Here is a 12,403-nt window from a genome sequence, read left to right on the forward strand (position 1 = left end):
CCGGAGAGGGCAGAGCGGCGCCGGAGCCGCCAGTCCGAAACGCGGGAGATGGGGACCGCGGCCCGGACAAGACGATGACCCGCCGCCTTGGGCGGGACGAGGCCTGAATTTCCACGCACGGGGCTGACGCCTCGGCGCGCGGCGATTAGTATGGACGTTCGTGACGCCAATCGGGGAAACTGGCGGCGCATCGTAGTTTATTGAGGTTTCATATTGCCGTAAGACTAAGTCTAAAATGGTCTTGTGGCAAGTATAATTTCCGCGCGTCGCGCGGTTCTGGCGGGTCGGACATGACAGGCAACAAAATCAACGCTCTTCTCGCGTTGCACAGCGAAGGGCGTTTTCTGGTCGGCCATGAGCGCGTCAAGCTGCTCGAAAAGGTGGCGGAACTCGGCAGCATCGCCAAGGCGGCGAAGGCGACCGGCTTCAGCTACAAGACCGCGTGGGATTCGGTCAATGCGGTCAATAACCTCCTGCCGACGCCGGCCTTCCTTACCAGGCCTGGTGGGCGCTCAGGCGGCGGCGCGGAGGTCACCGAGGAGGGCCGCCGGCTCATCGCGACCTTTCACAGGCTCGAAGAGAAGCTCTCGCGCATTTCCAATCTGATCGCCGAAGAAGGGCTTGAAGGACAGGAGGAGGCCTTCCTTTGGACGCTTGGCGCCCGTATCTCGGCGCGCAACGTTTTCCAGACCGAGGTCAGCCATGTCAAACGCTGGCCGGTGGACGTCGAGATCACCCTGAAATTCGCCGAAGGCCAGAAATTCCTGGCGATCGTCACCAATGAGGCCGCCGACGACCTCGAACTCGCGGTAGGCAAGAAAGCGCTGGCGCTGGTAAAATCCTCCTTCATTCGGCTCTATGCGCCGCAGAACGCGCCGCGGGACGACCGCAACGCCTTCATCGGCGAAGTCACCGACCGCACCGACGCCGAGCGCAACACCGAAATTCGGCTGGACATTGGCCACGGCAAGACGTTACACGCCGTTGTGCCGCGTCAGACGGCGGAAGACCTCGGCCTGGAGGTGGGCGCAAAGGCCGCAGCGACTTTCGATCCGAGCCAGGTGATATTGGCCGTCAACTGACGCGCGGAAATCTGCAATACAAGCGAAAGCTCCGGATGGATTCACAAGCGGGCGGCGCCGCCGCGAGGGGGCATTCCTTTCTTCATCATCTCGCGGCCTGGGGACCTGGCCTGCTGGTGATGCTCGCCGACACCGACGCCGGCAATGTCGTGACCGCCGCCCAGGCCGGAGCGCAGTGGAACTTTCGCCTGCTGCCGCTGATCTTCGCGCTGATCCCGGCGCTCTATCTGGTGCAGGAACTGGCGGCGCGTCTCGGCCTGTTCGGGCGCGCGGGCTTCGGCGAAATGATCCGCGCGCGCTTTGGCAAGACCGCGGCTCTGCTGGCGCTCGCCGGCCTTGCGCTCGCGGCCTTCGGCACCCTGGTCACGGAATTCACCGGCGTCGCCGGCGTCGGCGAGCTTTATGGCGTCTCGCGCGACATCTCGCTCCCGGCGACGGCCTTTGCTTTGCTTGCGGTCGCCGCGACCGGGTCCTACCGCAAGGTGGAGCAGGCCGCTCTCAGCGTCGGCCTGTTCGAATTCGCCTTTCTGGTCGTCGCCTGGAAGGCGCGCCCCCATCCGTTGGCCGTGGTCCGCGATTTCTTTCACGCGCCGCTCACCGACCGAAGCTTTCTGTTCCTCGCCGCCGCCATCGTCGGTTCGGTCTTCAATCCCTGGATGGTGTTTTACCAGCAGGCCGCGACGGCGCGGCGCAAGATCGATCCGGAGGAATTCTCCGTCGTGCGCGCCGATACCGCCGCAGGCGCGGTCCTCACCCAGGCCTTGACGGGCGCCGTTTTGATCGCGGCGGCGGCGGCGCTTTACACCGGGGACAAGGGCCACAGCCTCGACAGCATCGGGCAGGTCGGGGAGGCGCTGACCGCCGCGCTCGGGCGCGACAGCGGGATGCTGGTCTATAGTCTCGGGGTGCTGGGGGCGTCTTTCGCGGCGGCGATCGTCGCCTCGCTCGCCTTGTCCTGGGGCGTCGCCGAAGTGTTTTCAGCCAGGAGAATCGATGCAGGCGCCGAGGGCGCCGGCCTTTTCGACTCGCGTCGCTACATGGCGCTTTATGTCGTGAGCGTCGGCGCTGCGGCGGCGCTGGTGGGCTTTTCGCACGATCTGGTCTGGCTCAATATCGCGACCCAGGTCGGCAATGCCCTGCTGTTTCCGCTGATCGTCGGGTTGCTGATCGCTCTGGCGGCCAAGGCGCTGGCGCCGCCGTTGCGCCTGCGCGGGTTGCGGCTCGCGGTCATGATCTTTCTCGCGGCCAGCGTGGCGGTGATCGGCGTGATCGGCGCAGCCGCCGCCGTGTCCTGAGGCCGCCATGCCCAAGGCCGGCAATTTCTTCGCCGATCTTCCCGACGCGAGCGAGGGCGAGGCGACCCAGATTCTCGCCGCCTTTCCCGGCGCGCGGGTCGAACGGATTGTGTCGCTGGGGCAGGCGAGTCCGCCCGGCTTCTGGTACGATCAGGCCTGGACCGAATGGGTGGTCGTGCTTTCGGGCGGGGCCGGCCTGCTGATCGAGGGCGAGGACGCGCCGCGCGCTTTGCGGCCCGGTGATTTTCTGGAAATTCCCGCCCACGTTCGCCATCGTGTCGAATGGACCGAGGCTGGGCAGCCGACCATCTGGCTGGCGGTGCATGGTGAACGAATCCCTGCCTGATCGCGCGAAAAACAGTGCAATCGCCTTACGCATTGTAAAACATGACCAAAATCAGCGCGCGCCGGGCGGTATTTGATTAAAATGCGCGGCTTTCCTTTTCGCGGCCCGCAACCCGCCGCGCCCGATGCTCGATCCCGACAAGACGGATGGTTCGGCTCCGTCGCAGCGGGATGCGGGCCATGTCGAGAATTGCAGCGTTCTTCCTTTCGGCCGCGCTCGTTTTCGCCGGCGGGGCGGCGGAGGCGAGCGGCGGCCTGCCGACCAGCAGCTTCGCCGTCGTCGGCGGCGAAACCTCGATCCCCTATGGCTGGATCGACTTCTGCCAGCGCCAGCCGCAGGAATGTTCCCAGCCGGTTCTGCCCTCCCGCGACGTGAAGCTCGACGCCGCGACCTGGCGCGCGCTCAACCATATCAACGCCCAAGTCAACGCGGCGATCGAGCCGGTCTCAAATTACGATCATTGGGGCACAATGCTCGATCATTGGGATTATCCGACCGACGGCAAGGGCGATTGCAAGATCTATGCGCTCTATAAGCGCAAGCTTCTGATCGACCGCGGCTTTCCCCGTCAGGCGCTGCTCATGACCATCGTCCGCGACCACGAAGGCGAGGGCCACGCCATCCTCACCGTGAAGACCGATCACGGCGATTTCATTCTCGACAATCTGACCAATAAAATCCGCCCCTGGACCGCGACGGGCTATCGCTTCCTCAAGCGCCAGTCGCAGGAGGACCCCAATGTCTGGGTGTCCTTCGCCGGCGCCGCGCCGGTGGTGTCGCGCGCCGGGGTGGCGCGGATCAACTATCGGTGAAAATCGAAAAAACCGAGCCCATCGCCAGACGAGTCTTTCGGACGCTTGACGAGGCCACGGCGGACGTATTCGATTACATGGAGCGTATATACAACACTGTCCGGCGGCGCTCGACCATCGGCTATCTCAGCCCGGTTGAGTTCGAATGGAAGGTGAAATGAGCTTAACTGACTGTCCATGAAACGGGCGGTGGGCCAATCCTCGCCATCGCCGCAGCGCAAGCTTGCGATCTGATCGTTATGGGCTCGCATGGCCGCTGCGGTTTCGTGACGCTGGCGCTTGGCGGCGTAACGGAAAAGGTGCTCGCGGACGCGACGGTCCCGGTCCTATTGACGACGACCGCACAAGATTTGCTGCGCGGGAGCAGGGAGGACAGTGAAATTGCGAGCAACCACAGCAGCACTGGCCGCTTCTTTGTTTCTTCTTGAGGCGAACGGCGTGGCGCTGGCCGCCGGACCCTGGCGCGCAAACCAGGAAAACACGCGCGGCTGGATGCTCATGTCGCCGGAGGAACGGATCGCGCATCAGGCGAAGATTAGGGGCTTCACCAATTACGAGGACTGCCACGCCTATCAGCTCGCGCATCACCGGCTGATGCAGGAGAGAGCCGCGCAGCTGGGACTGAAACTGCCCGAACGCGGACGAGACGCATGCGCGCATTTGCGTCCGTCGCCCGATCCTCGCAATTGATCGCGCTGGCGGACTTCATGCGAAACCTGGCTAAATTGTCGGTTCCCATCCTGAGCCTTTCCTTTGTGGCAGGCCTCGTTTTTTGGGCTTATCCCGAAGGCGGAGCGCTGGCTCGACAGATCGGCATCGTCCTGGGATGGACGGGTTGCGGCATGCTTCTCGTCAGCCTCTTTCTGGTTCTGCGCGAGGCGCGCCTGGCCGCCGTGCTGGGCGGCCTGGAAACTATGTATCGGTGGCATCACCGCCTTGGCATGGCGGCCTATGTCGCGCTGCTGGCCCATCCGCTGCTCCTCGCCGGCGCCTCTCTGCCAAAGGCGCCGCGAGAAGCATGGGAGCTTCTCTCGCCCTTCAGCGAAAGCTGGCCGGTTTGGACCGGATGGCTTTCGCTGCTGGTGCTGATGGCCGGCCTCGGCGCGACCGTTTCCGGTCGTCTCGCCTACCGCATTCGCCGTCCGATCCATGCGGCGCTCGGACTTGCCGTCCCAGTCGGTTTGATCCACCTGATTTTATTGGGCATTGACGAGCCGGTCCTGCCGATCCTGCTCGTGAGCCTCGTTTTGCTCGCTTGCCGCCTCGTTCGTGAAGATTGGGGCCTCGGCGCGCTTCCCTATGTCGTCCGCTCGGTCGCCCGCGTCTCAGCCAATGTGGTCGAAGTCAGTCTTGCGCCTCTCGGCGAGTCGATCGCGGCGCAGCCAGGGCAATTCGCCCTCGTCGCCTTTCAATCCGGCCGGCGTTTCAAGGGCTGCAACGAATTCCACCCCTTTACCGTGAGCTCAACCGACGGCGTTTCGGGCTTCCGCATAGCGGTGAAAGCGCTTGGCGACTGCACGCGCAATATACAATCCATCGAGCCCGGCGTTCCGGCGCGCGTCCAGGGAGCATTCGGCGATTTTCTCGACGATCCCGCTTCGACCCCTCAGTTCTGGATCGCCGGCGGCATGGGAATCACGCCTTTCCTGGCTTTGCTCCGCGCCGGCCGGTTGGACAGGCCGACCATTCTGATCTACCTTTTTCCTTCGGAAGGCGACGCGCTTTTTGTCAATGATCTGCGCGCCATTGCCGCGAGCCTGCCAAAACTGACGTTGCGGCTCGTCGCGACCGGCGACAATCCTGTCGAACCCGGGAGCGTTTTTCCCGCCGGCGACGATGTCGCGAGGGGAGAATTCTGGCTTTGCGGTCCGCCGCCAATGATAGAAGCCTTCACGCGTTTCCTTCGCCGGCGCGGAATAGCCAATCGCCGGATGCATTTCGAAAACTTCGGACCACTTTGATGCGCAAGATTTATATGGTTTCGACGGCCACATTCTGGATTCTCGTCGGTGGGTTATGGCTGGCTGGAATTTTCGCGCCAAAGACGCTGGCGGAAACCGATGCGTCCGCCAGGAAGAGCTTTTCTCTCACAGAAGTCGCCACTCATGCGTCCCCAGGCAATTGCTGGATGGCCATTCACGGAAAAGTCTATGACGTGACGCCCTATCTGCCCGACCATCCGTCGCGGCCTGAAGTGATCGAAGGCTGGTGCGGCAAGGAAGCGTCGAAGGCTTACGACACCAAGACCAAGGGCCGCCGTCATTCCGAGGCGGCCGATCGGCTGCTGGAACGTTATTTCATCGGCGATCTGAAGCCGACAGCGCCATAGCGCGCCTCGCCCATTCGCGCATCGCGCCGAAGGGAGCGTGGCCAGAGCCACAAATCAGCCCAAAATACGCGCCACGAATATCAGGCGTTACAATCGCAAAGTGCGGCGACGATTCGGTAGCCGCGGCAGGCAAGGGTGCAAAATGGACAAAAAAGCTGCCGGATTAGCCGGCGTTCTGGCGGTCACTTCCTTGGCGGCGGCTCATGCTGCGGTTCCCGCGCAAACGATTTCGCGCGCCAATGCCTATGCCGAGCTGCTGAAACCCATTCCCAATGCCGTGGAGCAGCTCAAAGCGGCCGATGCAGTCGCGCGTGACCAGGGCGAGCGGCGGAAAGCGGAAGCGAACGTTCAACTGGCCCAATATTATTATGACGGCGGTGACGGCTATTACTACTACCCCCGTCATCATCATCACCACCATCATCACGATTATTATCCGCAGACGCCGTGGTATCCCCACCACCACCATCATCATCACCACCATCACCACCATTGGCAGGGAGGTGGATGGGAGGGCCAATAGGAATCCGGCGCGTCTATCCGCCAGACTTCATCCCAGATCCTCGTCATCCGGGCGCTTCGACCTATCGCCGCGCATTGCGCCGTGCAGGCGGCGATAGGTGGCGTCAAAGACAGTGTTTGTCGATGAGAGCCACTGGCTGTCGGCGCCGAGCGTGGATCTGCTCTCGTAAATGCGTCGCGACTGCAATTCCCGTTCGGCCGCTTCGTCTTCCGTCATAGGCTCAAGGACGAAATCCGGGTCTTCGGGAACGAAACTGAATTGCGCCATTGGCTCGCCCGGTCGGAAAATATGGGTTCGTCCCTCCGGAGGCGCCTTGAAGACAATAAAATAAATCATCGGCCACCAGTTACGAATCAACGCTGGCACGGCCAGAGGAGTCGTATCCGTCGGATCGGTGAAATAGCGAGGATGGGGATCGATTCTCGTGGCGAATCCGAGTTCCGGCTTTAAATCCAGCAGGAGCTGAAAGGTGTAAAAGCCGTCTCCGAACGAGCGAAACGGCGGCCATGCGCGCTCATCGTCAGGCGGAGGACCGAAATCGCCCTCGAAAGCGAAACGTCCGCTCCGCGTCGAAACGCGAATTTCGTGGTCGTAAGGATAAAGAATTTCAACGCTGTATTTCGCCATTTCGGAAAACGGCGTGCAGTGCCAGGGCTGTTCCTGCGAACCGTCCGCCCGCGGCTGAGGGTCGCCCGCCCAGCCAGGCACAGGCATCCTGATGCGCCGGGGTTCAAGACGCGGCTCAATCAAACGGAATTTGACGCGGTGCATTTCTCTTCCCTGGCGCGCAAGAACTTCAAAGGATGTGACCGAAAAGCCAACACATCAATTGCGATATCGTTAGGGACAATCGCTTGACCGTAGCGTTATCGCATCGGTTTATGGCTGGAAACAGGCGATGCGTTTACGAGAGTCGGACCGCCAGACCGGCGATGCGCCCGCGTTTGCCGTCGCGCCGAATGGGTCACCCTCGACCTGCTCAAGCCGCAAAATTGGCGTAGCCATGGGGCTGAAAGGCAGGGCGCCTCGTGAGGCGGCCAGCGAATTCTGTCCGTTCAGGGAAGCCGGCTTGACGCCCGCGCGGATCACCACCAGTCCCAGGGCCACCAGCTGCCGCGGTCCCACGGGCCCCAACCGCGACGGCCCCACGGACCCCAGTCTCGGTCGCCATAGGGGCCATAATAGGGATCGTAATAGCCATAAGCGGGATAGCCGTAGCCGCCGTAATAGGGATAGCCGTAGCCGTAATAGGGATAGTTGTAGCCGCCGTAATAGGGATAGCGGTAACCCGCATAGGGATAGGCGTAGCCGGCATAGGGATAGGCATGGCCGGCGTAGGGATTGGCGCGATGCTCGGCGGGCGCCTGTTGCGCAGTCGCCGGCGGCGGAGAAGCGCCGGACTGAGCCGCCGGCTGTTCGGCGACCGCGGCCGTCGCCAGAATGCTTATCCCCGCCGCCAAGGCAATGGAACTCAATCGTGGGAAATTCAGTTCGCCCATGACTCTCCCCTGTTGCTTATTCGGCAGAGCGGCGTCCGGATTATGGATGGTTTCTGGCGACCGCCCTTGCCCAACTGAGACATCATGCCTTCCTCCCGCGCGCGCGGGAAAAGACAAAACGTCGCATGAAAATATTATCATCCGTGTCGTTTTGAGGAAACCCGCGGCACGGATCTGCAAACGCCTCGCTAAGACGCGAACTTCTCCCGCCAGCCCGGCAGAGCGCCGGCGAAGGGCAGGGACGTAGCCTCGTAAACGGCCCGCGCCACGGCGCGGGCGAGGCAATCGGCGGCTACGGCGCCGATGGTCGTCAACGCGAGAGCGTCCACGTTGCCTTTCGCCCGCCCGGTGGCGGCGGAAAAGACCGTGTCGCCGTCCATGGCCGCGTGGACGGGCCGCAAGGCCCGCGCCAGACCGTCCTGCGCCATCACCGCCATGCGCTTGGCCTGCGCCTTGGTCAGCGTGGCGTCGGTGGCGACAATGGCGATATTGGTGTTTTGCGGCGCCGCGCCCTTCATTTTCAGCGTCAATGCGCCTGCAGGCAGTTGGGCGGGCCAGCCGAGGCCGCCGAATTCGTCGCCTTGCTCATAGGGCGCGGCCCAGAAATGCGGCGTCTCGCCGATGGTCGCCTGACCGACGGCGTTGGCCGCGACCAATGCGCCGACGACGAATCCCTCCGGCGTCCGGGCGCTGGCCGAGCCAAGTCCGCCCTTGAGATCGACGAGCGTCGCGCCAAGCCCCGCGCCATGGCTGCCGAGCGCGAAATCCGCTGCCGCCGCCCGCGCCGCTGCTTTCCCGAGTCGCCAATAGGCCGGTTCGCCCCAGAAGCTTTTGTCTCCGCCGTTGGCGAGATCGAACAATATCGCGCCGGGGACGATCGGCACGAACTGGCCGGCGACCTCGAAGCCGCGCCCGATCTCGCGCAAAGCCGACTGGACGCCGCCGACGGCGTCGAGCCCGAAGGCCGAGCCGCCAGAGAGGACAAGTGCGTCAATTTGTTGCACCGTCATGTCGGCTTCGAGCAAAGCCGCATCGCGCAGGCCCGGCGCGCCGCCGGAAATGGCGAGCGAAGCGGTCGCAGGCGCGTCGAAAACGAGGGCGGTGACGCCGGAGGCGAGTTTCCCGTCATGGGCCGAGCCGACCTTGACGCCGGCGACATCGGTGATCAGGTTGCGCATGCCTTGCCTCTTCGTGCTTGAAACATCGTTCGAATTCTAGCGTATAAGCAGCGGAGATCGAGGTCTTGCGACAATGCGCGACCTGATCGCGCGGGGGCGGAAACGGGGAAGACATGACGAGCAATGTGACGATTTCCGCGGCGGGCGTGGCTGGCCTGCTGTCGTTCCTGAGCCCCTGCGTGCTCCCTCTGGTGCCGCCCTATCTCACCTTCATCGCCGGCACGGGGCTGGAGGAACTGGTCGAAGGCGGCGAAAGGCGGGCGCGGCGCGACACTTTGATCGCGGCCGTGCTGTTCGTGCTCGGTTTTTCCACGGTTTTCGTCGTTCTCGGCGCGACGGCCTCGGCGGTGGGCCAGACCGTGCGCGCCCATCTGCCATTGTTTTCGACGCTCGCCGGTCTCGTCATCATCGCCATGGGCCTGCACTTCCTGGGCGTGTTCAAGCTGAGCCTGCTTTATCGCGAGAAGCGCGTGAGCGTCGAAAAGCCGGTGGGGCTCTGGGGCGCCTATGTGATGGGCCTCGCTTTCGCCTTCGGCTGGACGCCGTGCATCGGGCCGATTCTCGCCGCCATTCTCGCGGTGGCTTCGTCGGAACAGACGGTCACGCAGGGCGCCGTCCTGCTCGCGGCCTATTCCCTCGGCCTCGGCATTCCCTTCCTGCTCGCGGCGCTGGCGATGGAGCCCTTCGTCCATTTCCTGCGGCGGTTCAAGGCCCATTTCGGGAAAGTGGAGCGGCTGGTCGGCGTGCTGCTGGTGGCTACCGGCGTGCTGTTCCTCACCGGCGGCATCCAGAACGTGAGCTTCTGGCTGCTTCAGACCTTTCCGGGGTTGGCGAATCTGGGGTGAAGGAGAGCCTTCTCGCCTTTCCGCGCATTAGGGCGTCCGCAGGGTCTGCCCATTGCGCGAAGAGGGGGTGGCGGCCCGCTTACTTACTTATCCAGCTGGAAATAAGTGATCTTGCCGTCCGGGCCCTTGCGCCATTGGTAGACGACGTAGTCCGCGCGCTTCACGTCGCCCTTGGCGTCGAAGGAGAGATCGCCAACCACGGTCTTGAACGGGCCGTCGTCGTGCAGAACCTTGGCGACCGCGGTCGGGTCGGTCGACTTGGCCTTTTCGATGGCCTGGGCGATGACCTGGACGGCGGCGTAGCTGTAAAGCGTGTAGGTCTCCGGATTATAGTGCCTGGCCTCGAATTCCTTGACCACGGCGGCGGCTTCCGGGCGCAGGCGCGGGTCGGGCGGGAAGGTCATCAGCGTGCCGACCACGCCGGGCCCAGCGATGGCCGCGAACTCCTGGGAGGCGATGCCGTCGCCGCCCATCAGGGTCGCCTCGACGCCCTGGTCGCGCATCTGGCGCACCAGCAGACCGCCCTCGGTATGGACGCCGCCGAAAAACACGATGTCGGCGTCGACCGATTTGATCTTGGAGACGATGCTGGAATAGTCCTTCTCGCCGGGATTGAGGCCCTCATACAGCACTTCCTGGACGCCCGCGGCGTGGAGCCTCTTGCGGGTCTCGTCGGCGAGGCCTTTGCCATAGGTCGATTTGTCGTGGATGATCGCTATTCTTTTGCCCTTGGCGTGGGCGATCAGATAGGCCGCCGCCACCGCGCCCTGCTGGTCGTCGCGTCCGCAGGTGCGAAACAGCATGGGGATGCCGCGCTCGGTGATCTGCGGATTGGTCGAGCCCGGGGTGATCTCCAGCACGCCCGCCTCGTTATAGGCGTCCGAGGCCGGCATGGTGACGGACGAGTTGAAATGGCCGATGACGAAGGACACGCCGTCGCCGATGAACTGGTTGGCGACCGAGCGGCCCTGCTTGGCGTCGGCGGCGTCGTCGCCGACTTCGAGCGTCACCTTCTGGCCGAGAATGCCGCCGGCGGCGTTGATGTCGGCGACCGCCTGTTCGGCGCCGTTCTTGAGCTGCGCGCCAAACGCCGCGTCGGATCCGGTGATCGGCGCGCCGACGCCCATTTTGATCTCAGCGCGGGCGGCGCCGGAAAAAAACGCGGCGGCCAGCAGAGCCGCCAACAGTCCTACCCGCATATCGAACTCCCTTGCGCCCAGGCGGCAAGGCCCGCGCATGGGCGGCCTCTTCGTCAACAATGCTTAAAATTGTTCTGGGCCGCGGGCAAGGCGCCGATGAAGCGCCCTTTGGCGCGCGCCATGGCGCACCTGTCCCGCCTCATTTGCTTCCCGTATCGATGGTGACGGGCGACACCTGGCCTTTGGCGGCCATTTCGGACGCCTTCCTCGAAAGCGCCTGGTAAGCCGCCGTGGTGGAGCGCTCATCCGCCGCGGTCACGCCGCCCCAGCTTCCGCTGCAGGAGCTTCCCGGACGGCACGCGTCGCGAGGGTCGGCAAGGCAGCCGCCCAGATAGCAGGGATTGGTCAGAACGCCGCCGACGATGCCGACGACGGATGTCGCGGCAAATCCGACGCTACGGGCTGGCGATGGGGAGGCCGGCCAGTAACGGCCGTCATAGAGGGTTTCATAATGGCCGTCATATTGATGGCGCCAATGGCTGGCCTTTTTCATCGGCGCGGCTTGGGCGCCGGCGAATCCGCCGCAGATCAGACAAGTCGCGAGCAAAATGTTGGACAGGCGGCGCATCAGGCGTCTCCTTCAAGAGTTCCAGCCTTTTTGACTTATATCGCCCCGCGCCCGGGAGGTCACCTGCAATGCCGCTAAAATCACAGGAAGGCGGCGCCCCTGGCCGGGAGCAGGAAAAGCTCCCTCGCCCGTGGAATCAGGCGCCCAGGTTTGCCGGTTTACCGATGGAAACCGCGGCCGTGGAAACCTCCGCCATGGAAACCTCCGCCATGGAAACCTCCGTGATGGAAGCCTCCGCCGTGGAACCCTCCGCCATGGAACCCTCCGCCATGGAACCCTCCGCCATGGAACCCGCCGCGATAGAAACCGCGCCCGCCCCAGCCGCCGCCATAATAGCCGCCGCCCCAGCCGGGACCGCTATAGACGTAAGGGCCATAGTAGCCATAATTATAACAGCCGCCATAGAGGCAGGGATTGGCCAAAAGGCCGCCGACGACCGCGCCGAAGATCGCCGCGCCGGGATCATAGCCGTAATAGCGCCGGTAATAGCGGCGGTGGTAAACATAATGGCGTCGGTAAACGCGATGGCGGTAAACGCGATGGCGGTAAACGTGGCGGTGGCGATAAGCGTGGTGAACCGGATGTTTATAGGCGATCTGCTCGACCGGGAGCGGCGCCGGGCCGCGTAGGGTCGAAGGCGAGATCGGCGCGGCTTCGGCGCCGGCGAAATTCGCGCCGGCCAATGAAGCCGCGAGAAGAACGGCGATCATGCGGGCCATTGGACGTC

General features: G+C 63.7%; 16 protein-coding genes and 1 pseudogene. 11 read left to right on the forward strand and 6 right to left on the reverse strand.

Features of this window, described 5'->3' with window-relative positions; all coding sequences use genetic code 11:
- The first annotated feature begins 290 nt into the window (after positions 1 to 290).
- The 10 genes and pseudogenes from K2U94_RS09805 to K2U94_RS09850 all read left to right on the forward strand — a co-directional run bounded on the left by K2U94_RS09805 (position 291) and on the right by K2U94_RS09850 (position 6,387).
- Complete coding sequence (locus K2U94_RS09805) at positions 291 to 1,082, forward strand: TOBE domain-containing protein (RefSeq protein WP_243067035.1); 792 nt, start codon at positions 291 to 293, stop codon at positions 1,080 to 1,082.
- A gap of 35 nt (positions 1,083 to 1,117) precedes the next feature.
- Complete coding sequence (locus tag K2U94_RS09810; RefSeq protein WP_243067036.1) at positions 1,118 to 2,377, forward strand: NRAMP family divalent metal transporter; 1,260 nt, start codon at positions 1,118 to 1,120, stop codon at positions 2,375 to 2,377.
- Positions 2,378 to 2,384: 7 nt separating this feature from the next.
- A complete protein-coding gene (locus K2U94_RS09815; RefSeq protein ID WP_243067037.1) occupies positions 2,385 to 2,723 on the forward strand; it encodes a cupin domain-containing protein in 339 nt (112 codons plus the stop codon).
- A gap of 179 nt (positions 2,724 to 2,902) precedes the next feature.
- Positions 2,903 to 3,535, forward strand: a complete 633-nt coding sequence (locus K2U94_RS09820; RefSeq protein ID WP_243067038.1) for a transglutaminase-like cysteine peptidase — start codon at positions 2,903 to 2,905, stop codon at positions 3,533 to 3,535.
- A gap of 8 nt (positions 3,536 to 3,543) precedes the next feature.
- A pseudogene (locus K2U94_RS09825) lies at positions 3,544 to 3,696 on the forward strand (IS3 family transposase); the annotation flags it as partial.
- 6 nt (positions 3,697 to 3,702) lie between these two features.
- Positions 3,703 to 3,963, forward strand: a complete 261-nt coding sequence (locus K2U94_RS09830; RefSeq protein WP_272884910.1) for a universal stress protein — start codon at positions 3,703 to 3,705, stop codon at positions 3,961 to 3,963.
- Positions 3,911 to 4,225: a hypothetical protein gene (locus K2U94_RS09835; RefSeq protein ID WP_243067039.1), complete on the forward strand. Its 315-nt coding sequence runs from the start codon at positions 3,911 to 3,913 to the stop codon at positions 4,223 to 4,225. The genes K2U94_RS09830 and K2U94_RS09835 overlap by 53 nt, the downstream gene beginning before the upstream one ends.
- Before the next feature lie 17 nt (positions 4,226 to 4,242).
- The gene (locus K2U94_RS09840; RefSeq protein ID WP_243067040.1) at positions 4,243 to 5,496 is read left to right on the forward strand and encodes a ferric reductase-like transmembrane domain-containing protein; all 1,254 of its coding nucleotides are present in this window, start codon (positions 4,243 to 4,245) and stop codon (positions 5,494 to 5,496) included.
- Positions 5,496 to 5,864: a cytochrome b5 domain-containing protein gene (locus K2U94_RS09845; protein WP_243067041.1), complete on the forward strand. Its 369-nt coding sequence runs from the start codon at positions 5,496 to 5,498 to the stop codon at positions 5,862 to 5,864. Before K2U94_RS09840 ends, K2U94_RS09845 begins: the two co-directional genes overlap by 1 nt.
- 142 nt (positions 5,865 to 6,006) lie before the next feature.
- Positions 6,007 to 6,387 carry a hypothetical protein gene (locus K2U94_RS09850; protein ID WP_243067042.1) on the forward strand — a complete coding sequence of 127 codons (381 nt, stop codon included), beginning with the start codon at positions 6,007 to 6,009 and terminating at the stop codon, positions 6,385 to 6,387.
- 27 nt (positions 6,388 to 6,414) lie between these two features.
- On the opposite strand, the gene K2U94_RS09855 is transcribed toward K2U94_RS09850, so the two are convergent.
- The 3 genes from K2U94_RS09855 to K2U94_RS09865 form a co-directional block, all read right to left on the reverse strand.
- On the reverse strand, positions 6,415 to 7,158 hold the full coding sequence (locus tag K2U94_RS09855; protein ID WP_243067043.1) for a hypothetical protein: 744 nt from the start codon (positions 7,156 to 7,158) through the stop codon (positions 6,415 to 6,417).
- Between the two features lie 314 nt (positions 7,159 to 7,472).
- A complete protein-coding gene (locus tag K2U94_RS09860; protein ID WP_243067044.1) occupies positions 7,473 to 7,886 on the reverse strand; it encodes a hypothetical protein in 414 nt (137 codons plus the stop codon).
- Positions 7,887 to 8,074: 188 nt separating this feature from the next.
- Positions 8,075 to 9,064 (reverse strand): P1 family peptidase, encoded by a 990-nt coding sequence (locus K2U94_RS09865; protein ID WP_243067045.1) that lies wholly within the window; start codon positions 9,062 to 9,064, stop codon positions 8,075 to 8,077.
- 113 nt (positions 9,065 to 9,177) lie between these two features.
- Here K2U94_RS09865 and K2U94_RS09870 point away from each other — a divergent pair, with 113 nt between their 5' ends.
- Complete coding sequence (locus K2U94_RS09870; protein ID WP_243067046.1) at positions 9,178 to 9,909, forward strand: cytochrome c biogenesis CcdA family protein; 732 nt, start codon at positions 9,178 to 9,180, stop codon at positions 9,907 to 9,909.
- Positions 9,910 to 9,992: 83 nt separating this feature from the next.
- Here the strand turns inward: K2U94_RS09870 and K2U94_RS09875 are convergent, their stop codons facing one another.
- From K2U94_RS09875 to K2U94_RS09885, 3 genes are all read right to left on the reverse strand, one after another.
- Positions 9,993 to 11,108: a branched-chain amino acid ABC transporter substrate-binding protein gene (locus tag K2U94_RS09875; protein ID WP_243067047.1), complete on the reverse strand. Its 1,116-nt coding sequence runs from the start codon at positions 11,106 to 11,108 to the stop codon at positions 9,993 to 9,995.
- 139 nt (positions 11,109 to 11,247) lie between these two features.
- Positions 11,248 to 11,676: a hypothetical protein gene (locus tag K2U94_RS09880; RefSeq protein ID WP_243067048.1), complete on the reverse strand. Its 429-nt coding sequence runs from the start codon at positions 11,674 to 11,676 to the stop codon at positions 11,248 to 11,250.
- A gap of 158 nt (positions 11,677 to 11,834) precedes the next feature.
- A complete protein-coding gene (locus tag K2U94_RS09885) occupies positions 11,835 to 12,395 on the reverse strand; it encodes a hypothetical protein (protein WP_243067049.1) in 561 nt (186 codons plus the stop codon).
- Positions 12,396 to 12,403: the final 8 nt, after the last annotated feature.

This window comes from Candidatus Rhodoblastus alkanivorans (genome assembly GCF_022760755.1).
Taxonomy (GTDB): domain Bacteria; phylum Pseudomonadota; class Alphaproteobacteria; order Rhizobiales; family Beijerinckiaceae; genus Rhodoblastus; species Rhodoblastus alkanivorans.